Genomic DNA, 24,537 nt, shown 5'->3' with positions numbered 1-24,537 from the left:
GTTGTCTCCTGCGGGTCAGTTGCTCGTGGCCTGGCCACGCCATGCCGCGAAGTTCTTCTGGTCTTCCGAGCCTTCGAAATCGAGGTTGTCGCGGCCCATGCCCACCTCGTAGTAGTCGAGCACCGCGGCGAGCGGGTCGAAACCATCGGCAGTCGGATCCGTATCGGGCGGGAAGCAGTTGCCCTGGTAGATCTGGTGCACCGGCAGCCACGCCTGCACGTACTTCTGCGGCTCGTGATCGAAGATCTCCTTGCAGTGGTCGCTGCAGAAGTGGAACTTGTCGCCGAGGTACGTCGATTCGCGCGCGCCGATCTTTCGCGGGTTGCCGGGCTCGGTGAACAGCATCGGGATCTGGCAGGTCTGGCACAGCATCGGCAGCGTCTTCATGTAGAAGCGGTTGCCGGCCTTTGCCTGCTCGCCCCAGTGCTCGAAGCGCGGCCGGTAGTAACGGTCGAACGAGTCCGGATACTTCGCGGCGAGCCACGCCATCTCGTCTTCGGTCGGCACCCACGTATGGAACGCCGACGCCGCGTTGAAGCCGTAGAACGTCGACCACGCCTGGTGGCTGATGTGGTCCTTGCCTTCGCATGCGTCCTGCCAGCCCTTCGGCTCGCGAATCCCGTAGCGCGCGAGATCCCTGAACAGCGCGCCGCCGTTCTGCTCCGCGTACATTTCCCACGATTCGCGCCAGCTCATCACGCGCTTCGGCTGCATGTAGTCCATCATCATCGCGACGAGCGTCAGCAGCCGGTAGCCGCGCCAGAACCACTTGTCGATCCAGCGCTGCACGATCGGCACGTTGCCGGGGTCCTGCTCGAGCAGGAACTTGATGCACTCGATGCCGAGCGTCATGTGGCGCGACTCGTCCGACTGCGCGGAGAAACCGAACGTGACGGTCGACATGTCGCCGTTGTACGCGGCGCCCGACATGAACGGCACGAACAGCAGGTTCGTCAGCACGTATTCGAACGAGAAGCTCACCGCGGTCAGAAACTCGAACGGCCCCGACGAATACGCATCCTCGAAGAACGACTTCGGCACCGACAGGTACCACACGCGATCGAACCAGTGGTTCGAGTGATGAAACCCGTTGAAGAACTTGTTGTACGTCGACATCGCGTGCGTTTCGGTCTGGTAGTGCCGCAACTCGTCGATCGACTGCATCTGGCACGCGACGCGTGCGCCTTCGCCGGTGAAGTGACGGCCCACGTGCGCGAAGCCGCGGTGCGCGAGGTATTCGAGCGGCGTCACGCCCTGGACGAACAGCTTCAGCGCGTTGATGTAGCGCGCGTCGGTCACGCCGAGGAACGCGTTGTTCTGCGTGAACGCGTCGATCACCGCGTACAGCTTCTTTTCCTTTTCGCCCTGGTATTTCCAGTACGCGTCCATCGTCAGGCGGAACGGGTCGACCCACTTGTCCCAGTCGTGGATCTTGATGCCCTCGTAGCGGTCGTACGGGAAGACCTTGTCCATCGGCTGGTAGGTCGTCTCCCAGCCGAGGCCGCGCGTCATCGCCGCGTAGCGGTCCTTCAGGCCGAGCTTTTTCTTGAGCGTTGGCGTGTCCATTCGTGTCTCCGGTATTGTCGGGTGCGCGTTGCGCGGCGTTCAGTGCGCCCAGCTCAGCGTGAACTGGTCGTCGTCTTCGTCGATGTGGCCGGACAGCGTGATCAGGTTCACCTGAAGCTGCTGCAGGTCGAAGCGCGCGCCGGTCAGTTCCTCGATCGTTTCGCGACGGATCGTCAGTTGGTCCGGCGCATCGATCTTGACCATGCCGGGCGATTCGACGACGACTGCGCGCGGGTTGTCCGCGACGATCGCCTCGACGATCGGTCTGGACTCCTCATTGGCCTGAAAGGCGATGAATACATTGGACATGCGTGTTTCCTCAGTGAGAGATGATCGTCCGGCGTCGGGTCAGAGCGCGATGCCGAGCTTCGCGACGCGTGCGTGGAACTGCTCGCGCACTTCGTCGAGCGCCGCGCGCCCGGCGTCCTGCAGCGCGCGTTCCGCAACCGGCGCGAGCGCGTCGTTCGCCCGCGCCGACCAGTCGCGCGTCCAGCGTGCGAGCAGCGCGCGGTTGTCGTCCGATTCGGCGGCCATCGTCTTCGCGACCGCGTCGATCCAGCGGTTCGACTCCGCGTGCCATTCGGGCATGAACGCGGTCAGCATCGCGACGGCCGAGCCGCCTGCCAGCGCGATCCGTTCGTCGACGAAGCGGTCGTAGACGAGCGGATACAGCAGGCCGTCGAGCGCGAGGTTCTGCGCGACGAACAGCTCGACCGGATCGGCGACGACCAGCGTGTCCTCGATATAGCGGCGCAGCGGCTGCCAGGCGGCGTCGGCGAGCCACGCGGCCTTCGCCGCGTCGAGCACGTCGGGCTCGGCCATCGCGAGCGCGAGACGCGTCAGGTATTGCGCGACGCCGAGGTTGTCCATCGCATGAAACATCGCCGGCGCGGTGAACGCGGTGCCGTAGCCGAGCGCGCAGATCTGCGCATTGTTCATGTTTGCGCCCCACGCGGCGTGGCGCAGCGGCACCAGCACGTCGAGCGCGTGGCGCGCGACGTCGTCCGGCATCAGGCCGATCATCCGGCGCGACTCGACGAACTCGAAGTTCGATTCCATCGTGTCCTGCTGGCGCGCGCGGGCCGTCACCCACGACGCGTAGTAGAACTGGCGCGGATCCTTCAGCGCATACCAGCTCGCCAACCGGATCGCCGTGCGCGACGCGTCGAAGATCTCGTGATCGGGGTCCCAGGTCGGCCGGTAATGGAAGTTCGCCTGGGGCTGCGCGCCCATCATTCCTTCCTGGTACCGCGTCGCCGTCCTGTCGCCGCCGATGTGCTGCGCGACGTGCGCGAAGGTGTGCCGGAGCGGCTTGATGTCGACTGTCTTCAGCTCGATGGTCACTTCATGCTCCTTGAGTTCTTGGGTTTGCTTCGTCGTCCAGCCGCGTCACGCGCTGTTCCGCACAGAACGCATCGAACGCGGCAGCGGGCAACGTCAGCTCGACGAACATGTCAGGCGCGCCGCCGACCGACAGCTCGAATTCGACGAATCCGCGCCCGTTGGTGCCGGTCACCCGGACGCACTTGCGGCCCGGGTCGAGCGGGGGGTGATCGTTTGTGATTGGGTCCATGATCGGTGTCGCCTCCATGCCCGTACTTCAATGCACCAACCGTGCCACATCAGGCCTGGCTCTCGAAAAATCTCGATAATTCAGGGAAAGCCCTGAGACATAATTCGAAATCGGCACGCACAATACCGCGCACAATACCGGTTAACCAGAATGGAAACCGCCGCCGGAATCTCGCGCCAAGCTGTTGATCTGACGGGCGTTTTCATCATTTCATCAACTCGGCGAAGCGGCTTTGATGAAATGGTGAAACCCTCGGACGCGTCCGACCGGCGGTCACGCATATTTGGAAATCACGAAAAATCTCGACGGAGGAGACATGACGCGGCCCAGCCTGCCCCCGCTACCGACGGACGCCGACCTGCGGCGGCTGATTCACTTTTCGGCCAGCGACGGCCGCATCTGGCTCGCCGGACAGCGGATGGTGCTGCTCCACGCGGGCGCGCTCGCGACGCTGCGCCAGGAGCTGATGGAAAGCGTCGGGCCCGCGCAGACGCGCCGCTTCTTCACGCGCGTCGGCTTCGCGGCCGGCGAGCGCGATGCGGCGCTCGCGCGCGAGATCCGCGCGAACGCATCGTTCTTCGACATGTTCCATGTCGGGCCGCAGCTCCATATGCTCGAAGGCGCGGTGCAGGTCACGCCGCTGCGCTTCGACGCCGATCCGGAAACCGGCGCGTTCTATTGCGAATACCGCTGGGAACATTCGTGGGAAGCCGACGTGCACCGGCGCACGTTCGGCCCGCAGCCGGAACCCGTGTGCTGGATGCTGATCGGCTATGCGACCGGCTATACGAGCGCGTTCATCGGCCGCACGATCCTGTTCAAGGAAACGACCTGCGTCGGCATGAACGACGCGCATTGCACGATCGTCGGCAAGCCTGCCGACGAATGGCCGGACGCGGAAGAGATCTCGTCGTGGTTCAAGGCCGACTCGTTGATCAACACGATCCGCGATCTGCAGACCGAGGTCGAATCGCTGCGCCTCGAGATCGCGCCCGACGCCGACCGCACGCAGCTCGTCGGCCGGTCCGACGCGTTCATGGCGGCCTATGCGCTGCTGGAAACGGCCGCGCCGACCAAGGTCGCCGTGCTGCTGACGGGCGAAACCGGCGTCGGCAAGGAGCGCTTCGCGCGGGCGCTGCACAACCTGAGCCCGCGCGCCGCGAAGCCGTTCGTCGCGATCAACTGCGCGGCGATTCCGCACGCGCTGATCGAATCCGAGCTGTTCGGCGCCGAGAAAGGCGCATTTACGGGTTCGCAGGCCGCGCGCGCCGGGCGCTTCGAGCGCGCGAACGGCGGCACGCTGTTCCTCGACGAGATCGGCGAGCTGCCGCTCGACGTGCAGGCGAAGCTGCTGCGCGTGCTGCAGGAAGGCGAAGTCGAGCGGCTCGGCGCCACCGAGAGCCGCAAGGTCGACGTGCGGATCGTCGCCGCGACCAACCGCGATCTCGAGCAGGCGGTGCGCGACGGCAGCTTCCGCGCGGATCTCTATTACCGGATCAACGTCTACCCGGTGCTGATCCCGCCGCTGCGCGAGCGCCAGGACGACATCCCGCTGCTCGCCGACACGATGCTCGAGCGCTTCGCGTCGCTGCACGGCAAACCGGCGCCGACGCTGACCGACTACGCGTACGACGCGCTGCGCGGCTACCGGTGGCCCGGCAACGTGCGCGAGCTCGAGAACCTGATCGAGCGCGCGGTGATCCTCGCGCGGCCGAACCGCGCGGTCGACGCGAAGGACCTGTTTCCCGGGCTTGGCCTGCCGGGCGGCGCGACCGTCGATCGCGCCGGCCAGATCCGGCCTGCGTCCACCGTGCAGATCGACTGCCGGGCGATTCTCGACCAGCTGCAGGGGTGTGGCGGCGGGCTCGACGGGCTCGAACGGGCGCTGCTGCAGGAGGCCGTCGATCGCTCGAACGGCAACCTGTCGGCCGCCGCGCGGCTGCTCGGCCTGACGCGCGCGCAGCTCAGCTATCGCCTCACCCGCAATCAGGATCAGGAGGATGCCTGATGAACACCATCCTGCCCGCCCATTCACCAGGCAATGCGCTGCCTGACGACACACCGGCCGCGTCCATCGACATGCCTGCCGACGCACCTTCCGACACGGTTGCCGACGACATGGCCGGCCCGCACGCGCGCACGCTCGGCGAGCATGCGTACCACCAGCTCCGGCAGCACATCATCGAAGGGCACTACCCGCCGGGCGCGAAGCTGCGCGTCGAGCACCTGAAGGACGTGTATGGCGTCGGCGCGGGCACGCTGCGCGAGGCGCTCACGCGGCTCGTCAGCGACGCGCTGGTTGTCGCCGAAGGCCAGCGCGGGTTTCGCGTCACGCCGATGTCGGTCGCCGACCTCGAGGCGATCACGCGGCTGCGGCTGCATATCGAGGTCGATGCGCTGCGCGAATCGGTGCGGCACGGCGATGCGGGATGGGAGCAGCGCGTGCGGCACAGCTTCGAGATGCTGTCCGCGTGGGAGCAACCGGTGTCGATCGAGCACCGCGCCGCATGGGAAGCGTGCAATCGCCGCTTCCACGAGGCGCTGATTTCGGCGGCCGCGTCGCCGTGGACCTATCTGGTGCTGCGCATGCTGTCGCAACAGAGCGAACGCTACCGGCGCGTGTGCATCGGCCTCGACGATTCGAAGCGCGACGTGCATGCGGAACACACGTGCATCTTCGACGCGGCGATGCGCCGCGCCGATGCGCGCGCGGCGCTCGCGCTCGAGGATCACATCAGCACGACGCTGGCGGTCGTCAGGAACGCGCCACCGGGGACGTTGCCGTTCGCATGAAGCGGCTGGCCGCGCCGCCCCTATACCAACTCCGCGACCCAATCGATGAACACCCTGAGCCGCGGCGACAGGTGCCCGCGATGCGGATACAGCACCGACAGCGGCAGCGCGGGCGGACGATGCCGCGTGAGGATCTCGGCCAGCGTGCCGCTGCGCAGTTGCGCTGCCACGTGATACCGCGGCACCTGGATGATCCCGAGCCCCGCCTCGCAGGCAGCCACGTATGCATCGCCGTTGTTGACCGACACGGCCGCCGGCAGCTCGCGCGCTTCCGTGCGGCCGTCGGCGCTGAACTCGAGCGGCACGCGCTTGCCGCTCGACGCCGACACGTACGCGACTTCGCGGTGCCGCGCGAGGTCGGCGAGGTTGCGCGGCTTGCCGTGTTCTGCCAGATAGGCGGTGCTTGCGCAGGTCACCTGCGCAAGCACGCCGACCCGCCGCGCAACCAGCGACGAATCGGTCAGCTCGCCGATCCTCACCACGCAATCGATGCTCTCGCGTGCGAGATCGGCGCGCCGGTCGCCGATGCTGAGGTCGAGCGCGACCTGCGGATAGCGCGCGAAGAACCCGGGCAGCGCCGGAATCACGACGAGCCGCGCGAACGAGCTCGACAGGTCGACCTTCAGCGTGCCCTGCGGATGCCGCGCCGCATGCGAGAACGACGCCTCGGCCTCGTCGATCCCGTCGAGGATGTCGATGCAGCGCTGGTAATAGGCGGCACCGTCGAGGGTCGGGCTCACGTGCCGCGTCGTGCGCGCGAGGAGCCGCGCGCCGAGATGCGCCTCGAGCTGCTTCATGATCTGCGTCGCCGACGCGCGCTGCATCCCGAGCTGCTGCGCAGCGCGCGTGAAGCTGCCCGAATCGACGATGCACGTGAACAGCCGCATGGCCAGCAGTCGGTCCATTTCGTCACCCGGACTGTTTATGAAAAATAAACAGTGTTGATATCGATGGACGAATTGTCAATTCAGGCGTCTGCCCCGAGAATGTCGGCACGCTCCACTGCCCGCGACACCCGGTTCGAAACCGGAACGAAACCTGCGCAACACCGGCACGCCAGCCGGCCGCGGCCCGTGTGTCCCAGGCGCCGGATCCGGCCCCGCGCGTTGCACCTCGCATTGTGTCCCGCGTTGCACCCCGCATTGCATCCGTTTTCCCGACGATGACTGAACTGACTCCCCAGGCGAGCGCGCCGCGCGCGCTCCTCAGCGACTGGTCCGTATCGACCGTCACCGCCGGCTTCCTCGCCGTGCTGATCTCGTACGCGGGCCCGCTCGCGATCTTCTTCCAGGCCGCGCAGGCCGCGCATGCATCGAACGCGATGGTCACGTCGTGGGTGTGGGCGATTTCGATCGGCGCGGCGGTATCGGGGTTCTACGCGAGCTGGAAGCTGAAGGTGCCCGTCGTGACCGCATGGTCGGCGCCCGGCACCGCGCTGCTCGTCGGACTTTTTCCGCAGTTGACGCTCAACCAGGCGGTCGGCGCGTACATCACCGCGGCGCTGATCATCCTGCTGATTGGCGTGAGCGGCTACTTCGACAAGCTCGTGCGCCACATTCCGCGCGGCATCGCGTGCGGGATGATGGCCGGCATCCTGCTGCCGTTCGGCACGCACGCATTCACCGCGGCGACGACGAAGCCCGCGCTGGCGTTCGGGATGATCGCCGCATACGTGCTGTTCAAGCGTCTGGTGCCGCGCTACAGCATCGTGCTCGTGCTGCTGACGGGTGCGGCGCTCGCCGGCCTGCTCGGGATGACGCATCTCGGCGACGTGGCCGTGCACGTCGCGCAGCCGGTGTTCATCCGGCCCGAATGGACGCTTGGCACCACGCTGAGCCTCGCGCTGCCGCTCGTCGTCGTCAGCCTGACCGGGCAGTTCCTGCCCGGGATGACGATCCTGCGCGTGTCCGGCTATCACACGCCGGCGCGCCCGATCATCACGGCGACGAGCGTGATGTCGCTCGTCGTCGCGTGCTTCGGCGGGATCACGATCGTGATCGCGGCGATCACCGCGGCGATCTGCACCGGCAAGGATTCGCACGAGGATCCCGACAAGCGCTACATCGCCGGGCTCGCGAACGGCGCGTTCTACCTGATCGGCGGGATCTTCGCGAGCACGATCGTCGCGGTGTTCCTCGCGCTGCCGAAGGAATTCGTTGCCGTCCTCGCGGGGCTCGCGCTGATCGGCGCGATCAGCTCGAACGTGCTCGGCATCTTCGAGGACGAACAGCATCGCGAAGCGTCGGTCATCACGTTTCTCGCGACGGCATCGGGCATGACGTGGCTCGGGCTCGGCTCCGCGTTCTGGGGGATCGTGATCGGGTCGCTGTCGTATGCGGCGCTGAGCAGGTTCAAGCGGTAGCCGTGCGGCCCGGGCGACCGGGCGGCACCGCTATCGACACCCGCGCCGTCGAGGACTAGAACATCTGCCGCAGGCCAACCGCCACGCCGACGTTGTTGGTGCGGCCGATCTTGTCCACGTTGCCGGTAGCGCGGTTGGTCACGCCCGGGTAGTCGGCGGCAAATGCGCCGTTGCCGCGCGCGAAATCCGCCGTGCCATACACTTCCGTGTGCTTCGAAAGCGAATACTCGGCAAGCACCGTCGCGGAGTAGTTGATGCCCGAGCCGAGCGTGCCGTCGAGGCGTTCCGCATTGCGCGCATGACCGTAATAGCCGGCCACCGTGATCAGCAGCGGGGCCGTGGCCTGCCAGTTCGCGCCCACATAGAGCGTGTCGTCGATGCGGTTCGGGCTGCTGCCGCCGAGCGTCGGCGCACCGGCCTGCTGCATGTTGAAATCCGTCGTGCCCGTCTTGTCCTGGCCGTGCAGCCAGCCGGCGAGCAGACGGACGGACTGCGTGACCTGATATGCGCCGCTCACGTGCAGGAAGTTGATCTTCGCGCCGTTGACCGCGCTGCCGTTCAGCGACGACACCGAGGTCTGCGTGAAGCCCGCGTTGATCGATGCGGGGCCGTGCGCATACGTCACTTCCACGCCATACGTGCTGTCGAGGCCCATCGCGCCGGCATGGTTGCCGAAACCGTAGATCGCGTCGATGCTCAGGCCGTTGTACGAGAACTGGTACTTGACCGAGTTCGGCACGGTCAGGAAATTGCCGATGCCGTTGTACATCCAGCTGTCCTGCCAGTAGTCGCCGACCGTCATCGGGTCGAAGATGTCGCCCATCGTGTCGTACAGCGGTGCGTACTGGTTGCCGAACGTCAGCGTGCCGTACTGGTTGCTCGACAGGCCGACATACGACTGCCGGCTGAACAGCGTGTTCGCCACATGCAGTTTCCCGTCGCCGAGCTCGAAGCCGTTCTCGAGGCGGAAGATCGCCGACAGGCCGCCGCCCAGATCTTCGCTGCCGCGCAGGCCCCAGCGGCTGTGGGTTTCCGGACCGACCGTCATGCCGATCAAGTCCTTGCCGTCCGGGCCGGCGTTTGTCTGATAGCGGATCGCCGTATCGACGAGCCCGTACAGCGTCACGGAACTCTGTGCGAATGCGGACGATGCCGCGATGGCGAACAACGCGCCGATGCCACTGGAAATGACGACCTTCTTCATATGACTTGCCTCCCCGAACGATTGATTTGTCGCGCAGCTCGACGGCCTTTCGGCCGGACGATCGAGACTGCGGTCGGGAGCATAGTCGGTCATTTTTCTGGCACATATTGCCCGATCTGGATTGGTCCATTCCAGATTCAGCAAGAGTGGCGCGGCGGTGCAGGACCTGGTCGTGTCGTGTCGTGTCGTGTCGTGTCGTGTCGTGTCGTGTCGTGTCGTGTCGTGCCGTGTCGTGTCGTGTCGTGTCGTGTCGTGCGTGCCGTGCGTGCCGTGCGTGCCGTGCCGTGTCGTGTCCGCATCGGTCGACGACGCCTGCGAAGCGGCGCGCACCGACGCGTCACGGTTCTCGCCGCATCGCCCGCTGCACCTTCTCCACCAGCGCCGCCAGCGCGTCCGCCGGCTCGGTCGTGCCGAAACGCCGCTCGGTCGCTCCCGCATCGACGTCAATATGGCCGGCGTTGTGCGCGTCGTAGAGATCGGTGATCAGGCGCGCGTGCAGCTCGCTGAGACCGGCGCGCAGCAGAGTCGGGGTCCATGCGTCGCGCGGCAGTTCGCGCGCGACGATCGTGCGGCCGGCCGCTTCGCCGAGCGCGGCGGCGATGTCGGCCACGCTGACGCGACGCGGCCCTTCGACGCTGACGACACGCTGCCCGCCTGCGTGCGCGTCATCGAGCAGCAGTTCCGCAGCCACGCCGCCGACGTCCGGCGCCGAGACCGCCGGAAACAGCTTGCCGACCGGATGATGGAGGCTCGGCAACATGCCGGTTGCGAGCGCGGCCGGCAGCATCCTCGCCCAGTTCTGCAGGTGCTCGGCCGAGCGCAGCAGCGTGAGCCGCGTGGCGATCGGCTTGAACCGTTCTTCGAGATCGTGAAAGAGGCGCGTGATCCCTGTGTTCGACGCTAGCTCCGCGCCGTAATCCGACAGAGCCAGCAGCACGGGCGGCGGATTCTCCGCCAGCGCCGTGGCCGCTGCGTCGATCATGCGCCGCATCGTCGTCGCGGGATCCGCATCGGCGACGGGCACCGGGCACAGCATCTGCACGGCGTGCGCGCCGTCGATCGCCGCCGCGACCGAACGCGCGTCGGTCAGGTCGGCGAGCACGACGTCGCAGCCGAGGTGTTCGAGCCGTTCGCGATGACGCGCGTCGCGCAAGACCGCGCGCACGGGATGGCCTGCGTTGCGCAACGCGGCGGCGGTGGCCTGGCCGACGTTGCCGGATGCACCGAAGATCACGAACACGATGGGCTCCCGTTGGATCGATGTGAGGGTGATTATCGGCACACGACAGCGGCGTGGCGCGCACGCCCGGATGAAACGAGCAGGCGAGGATGACGCGATCAACAGCATCGCTGCGGGACGGATGCGGTGCGCATGCATGTCGCGTGACGCCCCGCGCGAGATCCTGCGTGATACAGGTGACGCGTCGCGATCGGCCGTTCCGGCAGGCCGCCTCAAAAACGCGCTATTCAGGCAACCGGAACGCGCCGGTCATCGTCAGCCATAATCGACGCCGCATGCGCCGCATGAGCGGCCGACTGCGCGGCCGACCGCGCGATTTCGCCCGGCGTCGCGCCGAGCATGCGGTTCATCCAGTTCGCCATGTGGCTCGCGTGCGCGAACCCCGCTTCCAGCGCGACCTGGCTGATGCTGAGCCGGCCCTCGAGCAGCAGCGCCTTCGCGCGCTCGACGCGGCGCTGCACGATGTACTGATGCACGGGCATGCCGAGCGTTTCGCGAAACAGCACCTTGAAATGCGGCACGCTGATCGCCGCGAGCGCGGCGAGTTCCGACAGCGTCAGACGCTGGTCGAGATGGTTCTCGATGTAGTCGATCACGCGGGCTGCCGTCTTCGGCGCGAGCGCGTGCCGCCGGCCGCGGAATGACGGCGCGGCGTCGACGAGCCGCACGATCAGCGCGGTGCACAGGCTTTCCGCGTACAGCGGATCCGATGCGTCGTCCGCTTCCAGTTCGGCGGCCAGTGCCCACGCGATGTGCTGCAGGCGCGGGTCGCGAACCTGCATGCGCCGGTGGATCTGCGCCTGCGACGGCTTCAGTTCGAGCTGGTCGAACGTCGCGCGCGCGAACGCGTCGCTGAACGTAATGCGCAGGATCCGGCAGTCGGATTCGTCGGTCCATCGGCCCGGCATGCCAGCCGGGATCACATCGGCGTCGCCGTGCGCCTGGATGCGCGTGTAGCGCTGGCCGTCGCACACGCAGTCCGCGCGGGTCGGCGCGCCGACATGCACGCCGACCCGGTGATCGTCGGCCGCCGGGATCCGGTAGGTGCCCGCCCGAATGCCGAGCAGCGCCGCGCTGAAGCCTTGCCAGCCGAGCTTTGCGCTGGAGCGCAGGCTGACCGGAACGGCAATCTCCGGGCGCGCGGCCAGAGTCGCATCGTTCATCGCATCCTCTCTCAAGTCGCGAATCGAATGCGCATTGTGCCGCCATTCCGGCGCGCACGCTCGTCGCCGGACGGGCCGCGGCCGGCCATGCGAAAAGGATCATCCGTTTCTGTTCGCGGCGATCCTTGCGTGCGCGCAGGCACGCGCACCGGCCGTTAGGATCGGCGCATCCCGCCTCCATCGGAGATTGCCATGCTCCATTGCTGTTCGCGGCGCACGGTGTTCGATACGCCGCCGCCATCCGTGTCGTCGCGCTCTCGAACGAAAGCCGGTTCCCGCAGCGCCGGCACCCTCTTTGCCGCGCTCGTCACGCTAATGCTCGACCTCTTCGGCTGGCATCGCGTCGAGCGGTTGCTCGCGTCGATTCCCGACAGCAATGACGACTTCGGGATCGTCTGACCGACGGAAGCCGAGCGACGCGCCAGCCGCTGCCCGCCGTCACAACCCGTTCACGCCAACGACGGTCTGGCGCCCGGCCTCGTGCAGCGAACGGTTAGAGGCCGCCCGCCGATTTCTTGCGTCCCGCAAACTCATGCGCCGGCGCCACGCGCCGCGCGCGGCGCTGCGTCACGGCCGCCGCAGCCGGCGCGTCGAACCGCTCCATCTTGAGGCACCGCCCCGCCGCCCATTCGGCTTCGAGCGTCGCGCGGATCCCCTGCAGTTCCGCGCGCTGTGCGTCGAGCTTCGCGCGCAGTTCGTCGATCTCGCGCAGCCGCTCGTCGAGACGCGCCAGCAGGCCCTCCTTCGAGAAGGCGCTCATTTCCTCGGCAACGGCGCGCATCTCGTCGAGCGAAAACCCGAGCCGCTGCGCGAGCAGGATCATCTGCAGCCGCTCGACCGCCTCCTCGTCATAGATCCGGTAGCCGTTCTGCCCCCGGCCGGCCGGCGGCAACAGCCCGCTTTGTTCGTAAAAGCGGATCGCGGACGTGGTCATGCCGGTCCGGGCGGCCAGTTCTCCGATTTTCATGGTGCTTGACCTTCAAGTCGACTTGAAACTTAGTATAGGCCCATCCCGTGCACCGAACAGGTCTTGCGATGACAACGCCGCTATTCACCCCGCTCAAGCTGCCCAACGGCGGCACCCTGCCCAACCGCATCGCGAAGGCCGCGATGGAAGAAAACCTGGCCGCCCCCGGCCAATTGCCCGGCGAAGCGTTGCGGCGCCTGTATGCCGCTTGGGGCGCGGGCGGCGCCGGCCTGCTGATCACCGGGAACGTGATGATCGACGGCCGCGCGCTGACGGGCCCGGGCGGCGTCGTGCTGGAGCGGAATACGCCGCTCGAGCCGTTCCGTGCGTGGGCGGACACCGCGCGCCGCCACGGCGCGCGCGTCTGGATGCAGATCAACCATCCCGGACGGCAGGTGATGGCCGCGATGGGCCGCGACGGCTGGGCGCCCTCCGCCGTGCCGCTCGATCTCGGCAAGCACAGCAAGCTGTTCGCGGCGCCGCGCGAGATGACGGAAGCCGAAATCCGCGAGGTGATCAGGCGCTTTGCCGACACGGCTGCGGCGGCGAAGGCGGCCGGTTTCGACGGCGTGCAGATTCACGCGGCGCACGGCTACCTGCTCTCGCAGTTCCTGTCGCCGCTGACCAACCGCCGTCAGGACGCGTGGGGTGGCTCGCTGGAGAACCGGTCGCGGCTGCTGCTGTCGGTCGTGCGCGCGGTACGCGAGCGCGTCGGCGCCAAATTCAGCGTCGGCGTCAAGCTCAATTCCGCGGACTTCCAGCGTGGCGGGTTTTCCGAGGACGACGCGAAGCAGATCGTGCTGTGGCTCAACGATGAAGCCGTCGATCTCGTCGAACTGTCCGGCGGCAGCTACGAGAGCCCGGCGATGCAGGGCCGCACCGCGGACGGCCGCACGCTCGCGCGCGAAGCGTATTTCCTGACGTTCGCGCGGGACATCGCCGCGATCGCCACGATGCCGGTGATGACGACAGGCGGCATCCGGCGGCAGTCGGTCGCCGAAAAAGTGGTCGCCGAAGGCGTCGCGGTGGTCGGCATGGCGACCGCGCTCGCATGCATCCCGGACCTGCCGAATCGCTGGCGCGACGGCCAGGCGGTCGATGCACCCGGCGTCCACGTCCAGTGGCGCGACAAGGGGATGGCCGGACTGGCGACGATGGCGCTCATCAAGCGCCGCCTGCGCGCGATCGCGGCGGGCCGCCGCCCCGCGCGCCACTACTCGCCGGTGCTGACGCTGGTGCTCGACCAGCTTCGCATGCGCAAGCTGACGCGGCGGTATCGGCAGTGGAGCCCGGCGAGCGCGTGACGCGGAGCCGGTTCCATCAAGCTGACGCAGACGGCGCTCGATGTCGGAAGCGGTCGAAACGCGACTGCCTGGCAGCCCCGCCGACCGCACGACGCGGAACCGGATCCGACCTGCTCGCAGACTGCCTCGACGCGATCGGGCGGACGCGCTGACCGGCGCGCGTCATCAGCGCCCGTGTCGCGGCCGCGCGAAGCGCGGTACTCACGGTGCAGGACACCCGCGGTTTCCGGCGATCTCGCTATGCAGGCCACGCCGGCCAACGAGACCGCACGCTCACGCGGATCTCGCAGGCCGACCTGCCAGTGGCTCGTGCTGACGCCGATCCGGATCGGCGCCGGGCCGCCGCATCACTTGCGCCGCCGCTCATGCGCCGCAGCGCTCGCGCCGTCGATCACCGGGGCGCCCTGCTTGATGAGGAAATCGCGGAACAGCGCGGTTACTTGCGAGATCCGCCGGTCGGCGAGCGTCACCACGTACCACTCCCGTTCGATCGGGTTGCCGGGAAACGGCACCTGTTCCAGCAGCCCCATCCGCAGTTCGAGCGCACACGCATGCAGCGACAGGAACGCGACGCCGAGGCCGGCCTCGGCCATCTGCTTGATCGCCTCGTTGCTCGACAGTTCGGAACCCACATGAAACCGGTATCCCGATGACTTGAACAGGCTCTCGACGGTCGAGCGCGTGCCGGCGCCGCGCTCGCGCACCAGCAGGTGCGCGGATTCGAGATCCTTCAGCGCGACGCGCTTGCGCTGCGTCAGCGGATGGCCAGGTGCCGCGACGAACACCATCGGATGCTTCGCGAACTCGACCGCATGCGTGCGCAGCTCCTTCGGCGCGCTGCCCATCACCGCGAGATCGATTTCATGCGTCGCGAGCATCCGGATGATGTCGTCGCGGTTGCCAACCTTGAAGTACGTCTTCACATGCGGGCGCGTCGCCGTGAATTTGACGAGCAGCGGCGGAATCAGATACTCGGCCGTCGTGATCGCGCCGATCCGCAACGTGCCGCCGAGATCGCCCGTCAGCGCCGCCACTTCGTCGCCCGCCTCGCTCCACAGATGCAGGATCTCGCGCGCATAGCGGGCGACGATCTCGCCGCCCGCCGTGAGCTGCACGCCGCGCCCCACCCGCTGCAGCAACGCGGCGCCGACGGCCTCCTCGAGCAGGCGGATCTGCAGCGACACGGCCGGCTGCGTCAGGTTCAGCTCCTCCGCCGCCCGCGACACGCTGCCGAGCCGCGCGATCATGTCCAGCGCCTTCAGCTGCCGGAACGTCGCCGTCTTACCTATTAGTGAATACATATGAGTCGCCTATAAACATTAAATTGTTTTAGCGGAATCGAAACTATATCGTCGTATCTCGAAATCTGTCATCTGCCGCAAACAGCCTGGAGAACAAGCATGATCGATAACCAGCTCACCCCTGCCACGGATCGCGCGACGCGCGTGCCGTGCATCGTGATCGTCGGCGGTGGCGCCGGCGGCCTGCAACTGGCGACGCGCCTCGGCGACACCGTCGGGCGACGCGGCCTGGCGGAGATCGTGCTGGTCGATCGTTCGCCGACGCACTTCTGGAAGCCGTTGCTGCACGAAGCCGCGTCCGGCCATCGCGACCCGGCATCGCACACGATCGAATACGCGGCGCAGGCCAAGCGCCACGGCTTCCGGTTCGTGCAGGGCGAGCTGCAGCGCGTCGACCGCACGCGGCACACCGCGACGATCGCTGCCGTACTCGACGCGGACGGCGCGGAAATCCTGCCGCAGCGCGACGTGCACTACGACGACCTCGTGCTGGCGGTCGGCAGCGTGACGAACTTCTTCAATGTGCCGGGCGCGGCGCGCCACGCGCTGCCGCTCGAAAACGTCGAGCAGGCCGAAGATTTCCGTCGCAAGTTCCTCGCCGCGTGCACGAAGGCCAACCACTTCGCAGAACAGCATCCCGCGCAGCGCCGGCAGCCGGTCTGCATCAACGTGATCGGCGCCGGCGCGACCGGCGTGGAGCTCGCGGCGGCGCTCAGGCACGCGAGCAACCAGCTGACGACGTACCGGTTCAAGGCGCTGGCGCCGGACCGCGACGTGCGCATCCGGCTGATCGAGGGCGGCCCGCGCGTGCTGCCGGTGCTCGACGAGCGTCTGTCCGCGCGCATGCAGGACCAGCTTGGGGAACTGCACGTCGACGTGCTGACCGGCACGCGCGTCGCGGAAGTCGCGCATGACGCGGTCGTGACCGCAACCGGCGAGCGTCTCGCGAGCGACATCACGATCTGGGCCGCGGGCGTCGCGGGGCCCGCGTTCCTGCGGCAGATCGGCGACATCGCGCTGAATGCGTCGAACCAGGTGATCGTCACCGGCACGCTGCAGACGCCGGACGATCCGCACGTGTTCGCCTTCGGCGATTGCGCGGCATGCCCGTCGGCCGGCGCGCGCGGTGTGCTGCCGCCGCGGGCGCAGGTTGCGTACCAGCAGGCCGTGTATCTCGGCCACGCGTTCGCGCGGCGCCTCGCCGGCAAGCCGGTCGACAGCTTCACGTTCCGCGATGCGGGCACCGTCGTGTCGCTCGGCCAGGCGGGCGCGGTGTTCCAGGCGGAACTCGGCGTGCGCTCGCGTTCGCTGATCGTCGACGGGCTCGCCGCGATCGGGCTGTACAAGTTCCTGTACCGCAAGCACCTGTTCAGCGTGTACGGCGCGAAGCGCACGCTGCTGCAGTCGCTGAGCCACTGGCTGCAAAGCCGCAACCAGCCTTCGATCAAGCTGCATTGACGATCGGGAGACGACGGAACGCGTATCGGGCACCGGGTGTCCGATACGCGTTTCGAGCGTTTCGAGCGTTTCGAGCGTTTCGAGCGTTTCGAGCGTTTCGAGCGTTTCGAGCGTTTCGAGCGTTTCGTGAACACGGTCGACGCGATCGTTGCACTCGACGAAACACCATTTTGGTGCGCATCCTTGCCCGGCGTTCCAATCACGCACAGCAATCGTGCGCTCGCGCCGCTGCACGAACGGATGCGAACGAACGTATTAGCGCAAACTTATGTGTCGGATAAAAAGATTAATTGGTTCTGTATTCCATTTAAAAGATAAGGTGTGGCATTCCCGTCAGCGAACGGATCGTCACGTTTCTGCAGAGGAGCACCATCGTGGTCATCGAAGCCATCGTTACACGATTCGACGCAGCGTTTGAACAGATCGAAGCGACACCGGACTCGCGGGAATCGCGGCATCAGCGCGACGCGATCATCGAGTGGCTCGACAGTGCGTCGGCCGAAGGCTACCGCCTCGGCCTCGTGACGACCTTGCCCGCGTCGCGCCTCAGCGCGATGTTCGAAGGCCAGTTCGGGCTCGCGAACCTCGACCGCTTCTCGGTTGTCGTCACCGACGCGCATCAGCCGTCCATCGCCGCGAGCCAGCACCCGTTCGACGTTGCGCTGCATGCGCTCGGCGTGCCGCGCGAATGCGCGGCGGCCGTCGCGAGCAGCGAGCCCGAGCGCCGCGAGGCCGAAGACTACGGGATGTCGCGCTGCGTGCGGATCGCCGACGTCGCGCGTTCCGCAGCGCCGCTGGGCCACTGCTGACGCAGCGCGCGTCACTTCACGCCGGCGCGGGGAAGCGCACCGGCGTGCGCGATCGGCCACCGTTCGGCCCGCCCATCGACCTGTACCGACCATCGACAACGCAGCGCTCATCCTGCGATGCGCGCATCCCCGCGGGCACGTCACGCCGCGCGCGCGGCGTCCGTCGTCAGCACGATCTTGCCGATGTGCGCGCCTGAATCCATCAGCGCATGCGCTTCGCGCGCGTCGTCGAGCGCGAAGGTCCGGAAGATCAGCGGCTTCACCGCGCCGCTGCGGATGTGCGGCCACACCGACCGTTCGAGATCCTCGATCAGCTGCGCCTTCTCCTCGTGCGTGCGCGAGCGCAGCGTCGAGCCGATGTGCATCAGGCGCTTCGCCAGCATCGGAAACAGGTCGAGGTCCTTCGCCGGCCCATTGATTACGCCGATCTGAACGATGCGGCCGTTCATCGCTGCGGCCGCGTAATTGCGCGCGACGTAATCGCCGGCGACGATATCGACGATCACGTCGACGCCGCGCCCGTCCGTCGCGCGCGTCACCGCGTCGACGAAATCCTCGCCCCGGTAATTGACCGCCACGTCCGCGCCGAGCGCGATGCTCGCGTCGCGCTGTGCGTCGGAGCTGATCGTCGTGATGATCTTCGCTGCGCCGAACGCCTTCGCGAGCATCGTCGCCGTGGTGCCGATCCCGGACGCGCCGCCGTGGATCAGCACGCTGTCGCCCGCTGCAAATCTGCCGCGCTGGAACAGGTTCAGCCACACCGTCAGGAACGTCTCGGGCATCGCGGCTGCTTCGATCATCGATAATCCTTCAGGAATCGCAAGCGTATTGCTTTCGTGCGCGGCCGCATATTCCGCGTAGCCGCCGCCCGGGATCAGCGCGCAAACGCGATCGCCGATCGCGAACCGCGTGACGTCGCGCCCGAGTGCGACGACTTCGCCCGCGACCTCGAGGCCCGGAATGTCCGATGCGCCGGGGGGCGGATCGTAGACACCCTTGCGTTGCAGCACATCGGGGCCGTTCACGCCGGCCGCGTGCACGCGGATCAGCACCTCGTCGGCGGCCGGCACGGGAACCGGCCGCGTCGCCGGCACGAGCACGTCGGGGCCGCCTGGCCGTGCGATCTCGATTGCGGCCATCGCCGCGGGAAGGGTTTGCGTGAGCTTTGACACGGCTTGATCCTTTTCAACAGGCCGGATGCGCTGCGACTCCAGGCAACTCGCCGGAGCGCCGCATCGGTTACGGAAAAGTGTAGGGATGCCACCCGCGCTTGACACGCAGCGATTTGCCGAACGTATGATGCAAATTTGCATCATGCTGCAGGCCCCCTGACTCACGGTCTTGCCAGCGGAATGCATCTGTCAGGCACTGTCGAAACAGCACTTGCAAAGGTAGGGCCACATGAACTGGGACGACGCGCGCATCTTCGTCGCGCTCCATCGGGAAAAGACCCTGCGTGCCGCCGCACGCGCGCTCGACATCGACCAGGCGACGGTCGGCCGCCGCCTAGCCGCGCTCGAGCATGCACTCGGCGCGACGCTGTTCCTGCGCACGTCGAAGGGCTACGAGCTGACGCCCGTCGGCCGGATCGCGATCCGCGCGGCCGAGGCGATGGAGCTGTCCGCGCACGATCTCGTGCGCCATACGCAAGGCGTCGACAAGCGGCTCGCCGGTGAAGTGAAGGTCACGACGACGGACGCGCTCGCGCTCGAATTCGTGATGCCCGCGATCGAGCACCTGCACGCGAAGCATCCGGACGTGTCGGTGATGCTCGACACATCAACGCAGATCCTCAATCTCGCGAAGCGCGACGCCGACATCGCGATCCGCACCGTGAAGCCCGCGAACCCCGATCTGCTCGCGCGCCGTCTCGCGCAATGGGAAGTCGGGCTGTTCGCGTCGCCCGACTATCTGCGGCGGCGTGGCGAGCCGGTGCCGGGCGAGCAATTCGCCGGCCACGATCTCGCCGTCTACCAGCCGCACATCGCCGCGGCCCGCGCCCCCGCGTTTGTCGGCGAACCGCTGACGCACGGCCGCATCGTCGCGCGCCTGAACGCGAACCTGACGCTGCGCGCGGCGCTCAAGGCGGGGCTCGGCATCGGCCAGTTGCCGGTACCGATGGGCGAACGCGACGGGCTCGTGCGGATCTGGCCCGATCGCTCGGGCGACGTTTCGTATGACATATGGCTCGTCACGCACCAGGACCTGCGCCACACCGCGCGCATCCGCGTGACGATCGACGCAATCGTGTCCGCGTTCGGCGGCTGAGCGCCGCGCGGCGCCGCGGCCGAAACCCGGGTCGGAAACCGTCGAAAGATAGATTGACTATGATTGTCCATACATCTATCGCCCTTTTCGAGGGGATCCAAATGGCTGCCATGGAACCCGGGGCAACGCCCCTCTCCGACGAGGAGGCGCGGCGCCAGTTGCGGCGCGCCGTCATCGCCAGCACGGTCGGCACGACGATCGAGTGGTACGACTTCTTTCTCTACAGCACCGTGACCGGCCTGGTCTTTGCGAAGCTGTACTTCCCTCAATCTCACCCGCTGGTCGGAACGCTGCAGGCGTTCCTGATCTATGCGGTCGGCTTCGTCGCGCGGCCGGTCGGTGCCGCGATCTTCGGCCACTACGGCGATCGCATCGGACGCAAGGCGACGCTGATCGTCACGCTGCTGCTGATGGGGCTCGCGACGTTCGCCGTCGCGTTCGTGCCGACCTATGCGGTGATCGGCATCTGGGGCGCGGTCGCGCTCACGGTGCTGCGCTTCATCCAGGGTGTCGGCGTCGGCGGCGAATGGGGCGGCTCGGTGCTGATGTCGATGGAGTGGGCGCGCACCAACGCGCATCGCGGCTTCGTCGCGTCGTGGCCGCAGTTCGGCGTGCCGGCCGGGCTGTTCCTCGCGAACCTCGTCGTGCTGGCCGTCAGCTGGCTGGCCGGCAGCAGTTTCCTCACGTGGGGCTGGCGCGTGCCGTTCCTCCTCAGCATCGTGCTGGTCGCGATCGGCCTGTACATCCGGCTGAACATCCTCGAGACGCCGATCTTCGCGAAGCTCCTCGCCGAGAACCGAATCGAGCGGACGCCAATGCTCGAAGTGCTGCGCCGCCAGCCGAAGGACATCCTGCTGTCGGCGTTCGCGCGCATGGCCGAACAGGCGCCGTTCTACATCTACACCGCGTTCGTGTTCACCTACGGCGTCACGGCACTCGGCGCGTCGCGCAACCTGCTGCTCGCCGCGGTGCTTGCTGCATCGGTCGTGGAATTCTTCACGATCCCGCTGTTCGGCCACATGTCCGACCTGATCGGGCGACGGCGGATGTATGTCACCGGTGCCATCGCCGCCGGCCTGTTCGGCTTCGTCTACTTCGCGATGGTCGATACGAAGATCACGGCGTGGATCTTCGTGGCGATCGTGCTGTCGCTGGTGCCGCATTCGATGATGTACGGGCCGCAGGCCGCGCTGATCGCGGAATCCTTCACGGGGCGCCTGCGCTACAGCGGCGCGTCGCTCGGCTACCAGCTCGCGTCGGTGATCGCCGGCGGCCCTGCGCCGCTGATCGCGACCGCGCTGTTCGCCTACTACCGCACGGGCTACGCGATCGCGATCTACGTGGCGGTGTGCGCAGTGTTCAGCGTGGTCTCGGCAGCCATGCTCGGCGATTACACGAACAAGGACATTTCGCGGGAATACGACGACATGCGGGGGATCGGCGACCACGGGCATGCGCCGCCGGTGACCTGATACGGTTGCCGGGCGAGATGCGGCGCGCGTCGGCACTGACATCGGCATCGGCACCGGCATCGGCATCGGCATCGGCATCGGCATCGGCATCGGCACGGGCACGGGCATCGGCTTCGGCTTCGGCTTCGGCTTCGGCTTCGGCTTCGGCTTCGGCTTCGGCTTCGGCTTCGGCTTCGGCACCGGCTTCGGCACCGGCACCGGCACCGGCACCGGCATCGCGGCGGGCCGGGCTAGGCTGCGCTGGGCCGCGCGATCGTGCCACCCTACGCGAGCCGGCAGGCGATCGGGTGCGGCCCGCGTTGTGTCCGCGCTTTCGGCGAGGTACATTCGCCGCAGCGCCGCAGCGCCGCAGCGCCGCAGCGCCGCAGCGCGGCTGCGCGGTGCGTGACGCAGCGCAGATCTGCATCCTGCCCCGATTGCATCGCATCGCGCGGCGCAACCGCGAAATTCGCCGAGGTACGTCCGCATGTCGCCCCGCCCTGCCCCCGCTTCGAGCCTGCACGACGCATCCGCGACATTGCGTTTCGAGCGGGCCACGTCGGAGCACGCGACCCGCGATGCCAGGGAATGGTCGGACCTGCTCCAGGCCGCCTATTTCCCGCTCGACGTCAGGGTCGCGCCGGACTTCCGCACGGGCCAGATCGAGCGCGTCGACGTCGGCGGCATCCGGGCGTGCTCGCTGCGTTGCGACCCGATGATCGCCGAGCGGCGTCAGTCGCTGCGCGCCGCCGACGCGCAGGAGTTCTACGTCATCGAAATTCCGCGCCAGGAGCCCGTTCACGTGCGGCAACGGGGCCGCGAGAATCCGGTGCTGCCCGGCGACTTCTCGATCGTCAACGGCGCGGAGCCCTACCTGTTCGCCACCTACCGGCCGAACGTCGTCCAGACGCTGCGCATTCCTTGCCGCCCGTTGCGCCAGCGGCTGCCTGGCCTCGACGACTGGCTCGCGCGAACCTGCTCCGGCACGCAGCCGTGTACGCCGCTGTTCCTCGACTTCGCGGCCTCGTACGTCAGGCACGCGCATGCACTGTCGCCCGATGCACAGGGCCGGATCGAGCAGCATCTGCTCGACCTGCTGGTGATGGCGCTGACGGGGGCCGGCGCGGACGGCAGCGAATCGTCGGTACGCGGCGCACATCGCCAGCGGGCGTTGCGCTACATCGAGGAGGCGTTCAGCCACGCGGCGCTGCAGCCGGCCGATGTCGCACAGGCGATCGGCGTATCGGAGCGCTATCTTCAGAAGATTCTGTCCGACAAGCAGGAAACCGTCACCGCCCTGATCCGGAAACGCCGGATCCTCGAAGCGAAGCGCCTGCTCGCGAGCCGGCGGCAGAACGGCCTGACCGTTACCCAGATCGCGCTCATGGTCGGCTTTTCCGATTCCGCGCACTTCAGCCGCGTGTTCCGGCGCGAAACGGGCTGCCCGCCGGTTCAATACCGCGACGCCATCACGTCCTAGCGCCGGCGCACAGGCCGCCGCCATCCAACATTTTGGGCGCGGGCGGTCAAGATCGTTTTTTTTCCGCTTTGTAGAGTCACGTCATGGAGCACGCCCGCGGTGCGCGAGCGGCGGGTGCGCGCGATCCCTCCTCCCGCATGACGATCCGGGCCCGCCGATGCGCCCCGCGATCGCGCGCCCCGCACGACTGAAAGGAATGCCTCATGTTCGCCCTGCCTCACGACGCGACGCGATCGCTGACCCAACGCATCGTCGATCATTTCCACACGCTGATTGCAGATGGCAAGCTTCAGTCCGGCATGAAGGTGCCGTCGATCCGCGGCTTCGCGGAATCGCATGGCGTCAGCATCTCGACGGTCGTCGATGCGTACGACCGCCTGGTCGCCGAAGGCTGCCTCGTGCCGCGGCAGAACGCGGGCTTTTTCGTCCGCAGCTTCCAGCACGCCGCCTATCTGGCGCCGGACGCCTCGGCGCGCGACGGCAATTCGTTCGACTCGCTGTGGATGCTGAACCGGATCTGGCAAAGCCACGGCGCCGAAATCAATCCCGGTTGCGGATGGATGCCGCCGCACTGGCTGGACGAAGAGGGCTTGCGGCGCACGATGCGCAACATGGCCGGTCAGGCGACCCGTTCGCTTGGCGGATACGGCATGCCGAAAGGCTATCTGCCGTTGCGGTGGAAAATCTCCGACTGGCTCAACCAGCAGGAAATCTATTGCCGGCCGGACCAGCTGCTGATGACGCACGGCGCAGCCCACGCGCTGAGCCTGCTGATCCAGCACCTGATCAAGCCGGGCGACACGGTGTTCGTCGATTCGCCCGGCTACAGCCTGCTGTTCGCTCACCTGAAGCGGCTCGGCGTGCACATCGTCGGCATCCCGCTCACGCCCGCCGGCCCCGATCTCGCCGCCTTTGCCCGCCTGCTCGTGGAGCACGCGCCGAAAGCCTATTTCACGAATCCGCGCCTGCACAATCCGACCGGCATCTCCTGCTCGGCCGCGACCGCGCACAAGATCCTGCAGCTGGCGTCGCGGCATGACTTCCTGATCGTCGAGGATGACGTCTGCGCGGATCTCGACGCCACGTCGCGGCGCCCGATCGCCAGCATGGATCAGCTCGAGCGAGTGATCTACGTCGGCAGCTTCTCGAAGACCGTCTCGCCAAGCCTGCGCGTCGGCTACATCGCAGCGCATCCCGACCTGATCGAGGATCTCACCCAGCTGAAAATGGCAACCGGGCTGACGAGTTCCGAGATCGGCGAGCGCTTCGTCTACCAGGTGCTGACCGACGGGCGCCATCGCAAGCACCTGAAAGCGCTGCGCGACCACCTGTCCGCCGCGCAGGCCCACGCGCGGCGCCGCCTCGTGCAGGCCGGGATGGTGCTGTTCAGCGACGCGCCGGAAGGGATGTTCATCTGGGCTCGCCATCCGCGGCACGACGACGCGCGAACGCTGTCGAGCCGAGCGCTCGACAGCGACATCTATCTCGCACCGGGTCACCTGTTCACGCATGACGAGGAAACGACGCCATGGCTGCGCTTCAACGTCGGATTCTGCGCGCGCGACGCACTGTTTGATTTCCTCGCCGCCGCCTGACCT

General features: G+C 67.3%; 23 protein-coding genes. 12 read left to right on the top strand and 11 right to left on the bottom strand.

Translation table 11 applies throughout. The annotated features are described in order from the left end of the window. Positions 1 to 15 precede the first annotated feature (15 nt). From ACV22Z_RS24210 to ACV22Z_RS24195, 4 genes are read right to left on the bottom strand one after another with little or no spacing between them, the layout of a single operon-like run. Positions 16 to 1,566, bottom strand: a complete 1,551-nt coding sequence (locus ACV22Z_RS24210; RefSeq protein ID WP_448078809.1) for an aromatic/alkene/methane monooxygenase hydroxylase/oxygenase subunit alpha — start codon at positions 1,564 to 1,566, stop codon at positions 16 to 18. 39 nt (positions 1,567 to 1,605) lie between these two features. Further along, complete coding sequence (locus tag ACV22Z_RS24205; RefSeq protein WP_448078808.1) at positions 1,606 to 1,875, bottom strand: MmoB/DmpM family protein; 270 nt, start codon at positions 1,873 to 1,875, stop codon at positions 1,606 to 1,608. Between the two features lie 39 nt (positions 1,876 to 1,914). Next, positions 1,915 to 2,910 carry a phenol hydroxylase gene (locus ACV22Z_RS24200; protein WP_448078807.1) on the bottom strand — a complete coding sequence of 332 codons (996 nt, stop codon included), beginning with the start codon at positions 2,908 to 2,910 and terminating at the stop codon, positions 1,915 to 1,917. A 1-nt stretch (position 2,911) separates the two neighbouring features. Beyond that, the gene (locus ACV22Z_RS24195; RefSeq protein ID WP_448078806.1) at positions 2,912 to 3,139 is read right to left on the bottom strand and encodes a phenol hydroxylase subunit; all 228 of its coding nucleotides are present in this window, start codon (positions 3,137 to 3,139) and stop codon (positions 2,912 to 2,914) included. A gap of 316 nt (positions 3,140 to 3,455) precedes the next feature. Here ACV22Z_RS24195 and ACV22Z_RS24190 point away from each other — a divergent pair, with 316 nt between their 5' ends. Both ACV22Z_RS24190 and ACV22Z_RS24185 read left to right on the top strand, forming a co-directional pair. Continuing rightward, entirely contained in the window at positions 3,456 to 5,147 is a 1,692-nt protein-coding gene (locus ACV22Z_RS24190; protein ID WP_448078805.1) for a sigma 54-interacting transcriptional regulator, read from the top strand. Continuing rightward, positions 5,147 to 5,932 carry a GntR family transcriptional regulator gene (locus tag ACV22Z_RS24185; RefSeq protein WP_448078804.1) on the top strand — a complete coding sequence of 262 codons (786 nt, stop codon included), beginning with the start codon at positions 5,147 to 5,149 and terminating at the stop codon, positions 5,930 to 5,932. The genes ACV22Z_RS24190 and ACV22Z_RS24185 overlap by 1 nt, the downstream gene beginning before the upstream one ends. A 20-nt stretch (positions 5,933 to 5,952) precedes the next feature. Here the strand turns inward: ACV22Z_RS24185 and ACV22Z_RS24180 are convergent, their stop codons facing one another. After that, positions 5,953 to 6,837, bottom strand: coding sequence for a LysR family transcriptional regulator (locus tag ACV22Z_RS24180; protein WP_448078803.1), 885 nt, complete (start codon positions 6,835 to 6,837; stop codon positions 5,953 to 5,955). Positions 6,838 to 7,094: 257 nt separating this feature from the next. Here ACV22Z_RS24180 and ACV22Z_RS24175 point away from each other — a divergent pair, with 257 nt between their 5' ends. Beyond that, positions 7,095 to 8,294: a benzoate/H(+) symporter BenE family transporter gene (locus ACV22Z_RS24175; RefSeq protein WP_448078802.1), complete on the top strand. Its 1,200-nt coding sequence runs from the start codon at positions 7,095 to 7,097 to the stop codon at positions 8,292 to 8,294. Between the two features lie 55 nt (positions 8,295 to 8,349). On the opposite strand, the gene ACV22Z_RS24170 is transcribed toward ACV22Z_RS24175, so the two are convergent. The 3 genes from ACV22Z_RS24170 to ACV22Z_RS24160 all read right to left on the bottom strand — a co-directional run bounded on the left by ACV22Z_RS24170 (position 8,350) and on the right by ACV22Z_RS24160 (position 11,901). Further along, positions 8,350 to 9,498 (bottom strand): porin, encoded by a 1,149-nt coding sequence (locus ACV22Z_RS24170; RefSeq protein ID WP_448078801.1) that lies wholly within the window; start codon positions 9,496 to 9,498, stop codon positions 8,350 to 8,352. Positions 9,499 to 9,835: 337 nt separating this feature from the next. Continuing rightward, a complete protein-coding gene (locus tag ACV22Z_RS24165) occupies positions 9,836 to 10,738 on the bottom strand; it encodes an NmrA family NAD(P)-binding protein (protein ID WP_448078800.1) in 903 nt (300 codons plus the stop codon). A gap of 227 nt (positions 10,739 to 10,965) precedes the next feature. Further along, complete coding sequence (locus ACV22Z_RS24160; RefSeq protein ID WP_448078799.1) at positions 10,966 to 11,901, bottom strand: helix-turn-helix domain-containing protein; 936 nt, start codon at positions 11,899 to 11,901, stop codon at positions 10,966 to 10,968. 192 nt (positions 11,902 to 12,093) lie between these two features. Between ACV22Z_RS24160 and ACV22Z_RS24155 the strand changes: the two genes are divergently transcribed. Beyond that, positions 12,094 to 12,300 carry a hypothetical protein gene (locus ACV22Z_RS24155; RefSeq protein ID WP_448078798.1) on the top strand — a complete coding sequence of 69 codons (207 nt, stop codon included), beginning with the start codon at positions 12,094 to 12,096 and terminating at the stop codon, positions 12,298 to 12,300. A gap of 94 nt (positions 12,301 to 12,394) precedes the next feature. Here ACV22Z_RS24155 and ACV22Z_RS24150 read toward each other — a convergent pair whose 3' ends face one another. After that, positions 12,395 to 12,868 carry a MerR family transcriptional regulator gene (locus tag ACV22Z_RS24150; protein ID WP_448078797.1) on the bottom strand — a complete coding sequence of 158 codons (474 nt, stop codon included), beginning with the start codon at positions 12,866 to 12,868 and terminating at the stop codon, positions 12,395 to 12,397. Positions 12,869 to 12,936: 68 nt separating this feature from the next. Between ACV22Z_RS24150 and ACV22Z_RS24145 the strand changes: the two genes are divergently transcribed. Continuing rightward, entirely contained in the window at positions 12,937 to 14,172 is a 1,236-nt protein-coding gene (locus tag ACV22Z_RS24145) for an NADH:flavin oxidoreductase/NADH oxidase family protein (RefSeq protein WP_448078796.1), read from the top strand. Between the two features lie 347 nt (positions 14,173 to 14,519). Here the strand turns inward: ACV22Z_RS24145 and ACV22Z_RS24140 are convergent, their stop codons facing one another. Next, entirely contained in the window at positions 14,520 to 15,473 is a 954-nt protein-coding gene (locus ACV22Z_RS24140; RefSeq protein ID WP_448078795.1) for a LysR family transcriptional regulator, read from the bottom strand. Positions 15,474 to 15,572: 99 nt separating this feature from the next. On the opposite strand from ACV22Z_RS24140, the gene ACV22Z_RS24135 reads away from it, so the two are divergent. The 3 genes from ACV22Z_RS24135 to ACV22Z_RS24125 are packed head-to-tail and all read left to right on the top strand — an operon-like array spanning position 15,573 to position 17,740. Continuing rightward, complete coding sequence (locus tag ACV22Z_RS24135) at positions 15,573 to 16,931, top strand: NAD(P)/FAD-dependent oxidoreductase (RefSeq protein ID WP_448078794.1); 1,359 nt, start codon at positions 15,573 to 15,575, stop codon at positions 16,929 to 16,931. Positions 16,932 to 16,967: 36 nt separating this feature from the next. Beyond that, complete coding sequence (locus ACV22Z_RS24130; RefSeq protein ID WP_448078793.1) at positions 16,968 to 17,249, top strand: hypothetical protein; 282 nt, start codon at positions 16,968 to 16,970, stop codon at positions 17,247 to 17,249. A 56-nt stretch (positions 17,250 to 17,305) separates the two neighbouring features. Continuing rightward, positions 17,306 to 17,740, top strand: coding sequence for a phosphatase (locus ACV22Z_RS24125; RefSeq protein WP_448078792.1), 435 nt, complete (start codon positions 17,306 to 17,308; stop codon positions 17,738 to 17,740). Positions 17,741 to 17,880: 140 nt separating this feature from the next. Here the strand turns inward: ACV22Z_RS24125 and ACV22Z_RS24120 are convergent, their stop codons facing one another. Next, positions 17,881 to 18,879 carry an NAD(P)H-quinone oxidoreductase gene (locus ACV22Z_RS24120; protein WP_448078930.1) on the bottom strand — a complete coding sequence of 333 codons (999 nt, stop codon included), beginning with the start codon at positions 18,877 to 18,879 and terminating at the stop codon, positions 17,881 to 17,883. Between the two features lie 262 nt (positions 18,880 to 19,141). Here ACV22Z_RS24120 and ACV22Z_RS24115 point away from each other — a divergent pair, with 262 nt between their 5' ends. The 4 genes from ACV22Z_RS24115 (at position 19,142) to ACV22Z_RS24100 (ending at position 24,534) form a co-directional block, all read left to right on the top strand. After that, the gene (locus ACV22Z_RS24115) at positions 19,142 to 20,008 is read left to right on the top strand and encodes a LysR family transcriptional regulator (protein ID WP_448078791.1); all 867 of its coding nucleotides are present in this window, start codon (positions 19,142 to 19,144) and stop codon (positions 20,006 to 20,008) included. A 101-nt stretch (positions 20,009 to 20,109) separates the two neighbouring features. Continuing rightward, complete coding sequence (locus ACV22Z_RS24110; protein WP_448078790.1) at positions 20,110 to 21,480, top strand: MFS transporter; 1,371 nt, start codon at positions 20,110 to 20,112, stop codon at positions 21,478 to 21,480. A 466-nt stretch (positions 21,481 to 21,946) separates the two neighbouring features. Beyond that, the gene (locus ACV22Z_RS24105) at positions 21,947 to 22,939 is read left to right on the top strand and encodes an AraC family transcriptional regulator (RefSeq protein WP_448078789.1); all 993 of its coding nucleotides are present in this window, start codon (positions 21,947 to 21,949) and stop codon (positions 22,937 to 22,939) included. A 203-nt stretch (positions 22,940 to 23,142) separates the two neighbouring features. Further along, the gene (locus ACV22Z_RS24100) at positions 23,143 to 24,534 is read left to right on the top strand and encodes an aminotransferase-like domain-containing protein (RefSeq protein ID WP_448078788.1); all 1,392 of its coding nucleotides are present in this window, start codon (positions 23,143 to 23,145) and stop codon (positions 24,532 to 24,534) included. Positions 24,535 to 24,537: the final 3 nt, after the last annotated feature.

It is taken from the genome of Burkholderia sp. PU8-34 (assembly GCF_053427725.1).
The sequence above is the reverse complement of the archived record's forward strand: the minus strand, read 5'-3'. Positions and strand labels throughout refer to the sequence as shown.

What these genes read in the sequence shown, in the direction of transcription:
- ACV22Z_RS24210 (WP_448078809.1), bottom strand. Translation starts at nt 1,566, where the DNA reads ATGGACACGCCAACGCTCAAGAAAAAGCTCGGCCTGAAGGACCGCTAC.
- ACV22Z_RS24205 (WP_448078808.1), bottom strand. Translation starts at nt 1,875, where the DNA reads ATGTCCAATGTATTCATCGCCTTTCAGGCCAATGAGGAGTCCAGACCG.
- ACV22Z_RS24195 (WP_448078806.1), bottom strand. Translation starts at nt 3,139, where the DNA reads ATGGACCCAATCACAAACGATCACCCCCCGCTCGACCCGGGCCGCAAG.
- ACV22Z_RS24190 (WP_448078805.1), top strand. Translation starts at nt 3,456, where the DNA reads ATGACGCGGCCCAGCCTGCCCCCGCTACCGACGGACGCCGACCTGCGG.
- ACV22Z_RS24185 (WP_448078804.1), top strand. Translation starts at nt 5,147, where the DNA reads ATGAACACCATCCTGCCCGCCCATTCACCAGGCAATGCGCTGCCTGAC.
- ACV22Z_RS24180 (WP_448078803.1), bottom strand. Translation starts at nt 6,837, where the DNA reads ATGGACCGACTGCTGGCCATGCGGCTGTTCACGTGCATCGTCGATTCG.
- ACV22Z_RS24175 (WP_448078802.1), top strand. Translation starts at nt 7,095, where the DNA reads ATGACTGAACTGACTCCCCAGGCGAGCGCGCCGCGCGCGCTCCTCAGC.
- ACV22Z_RS24170 (WP_448078801.1), bottom strand. Translation starts at nt 9,498, where the DNA reads ATGAAGAAGGTCGTCATTTCCAGTGGCATCGGCGCGTTGTTCGCCATC.
- ACV22Z_RS24160 (WP_448078799.1), bottom strand. Translation starts at nt 11,901, where the DNA reads ATGAACGATGCGACTCTGGCCGCGCGCCCGGAGATTGCCGTTCCGGTC.
- ACV22Z_RS24155 (WP_448078798.1), top strand. Translation starts at nt 12,094, where the DNA reads ATGCTCCATTGCTGTTCGCGGCGCACGGTGTTCGATACGCCGCCGCCA.
- ACV22Z_RS24150 (WP_448078797.1), bottom strand. Translation starts at nt 12,868, where the DNA reads ATGAAAATCGGAGAACTGGCCGCCCGGACCGGCATGACCACGTCCGCG.
- ACV22Z_RS24145 (WP_448078796.1), top strand. Translation starts at nt 12,937, where the DNA reads ATGACAACGCCGCTATTCACCCCGCTCAAGCTGCCCAACGGCGGCACC.
- ACV22Z_RS24140 (WP_448078795.1), bottom strand. Translation starts at nt 15,473, where the DNA reads ATGTATTCACTAATAGGTAAGACGGCGACGTTCCGGCAGCTGAAGGCG.
- ACV22Z_RS24135 (WP_448078794.1), top strand. Translation starts at nt 15,573, where the DNA reads ATGATCGATAACCAGCTCACCCCTGCCACGGATCGCGCGACGCGCGTG.
- ACV22Z_RS24120 (WP_448078930.1), bottom strand. Translation starts at nt 18,879, where the DNA reads ATGGCCGCAATCGAGATCGCACGGCCAGGCGGCCCCGACGTGCTCGTG.
- ACV22Z_RS24115 (WP_448078791.1), top strand. Translation starts at nt 19,142, where the DNA reads ATGAACTGGGACGACGCGCGCATCTTCGTCGCGCTCCATCGGGAAAAG.
- ACV22Z_RS24110 (WP_448078790.1), top strand. Translation starts at nt 20,110, where the DNA reads ATGGCTGCCATGGAACCCGGGGCAACGCCCCTCTCCGACGAGGAGGCG.
- ACV22Z_RS24105 (WP_448078789.1), top strand. Translation starts at nt 21,947, where the DNA reads ATGTCGCCCCGCCCTGCCCCCGCTTCGAGCCTGCACGACGCATCCGCG.
- ACV22Z_RS24100 (WP_448078788.1), top strand. Translation starts at nt 23,143, where the DNA reads ATGTTCGCCCTGCCTCACGACGCGACGCGATCGCTGACCCAACGCATC.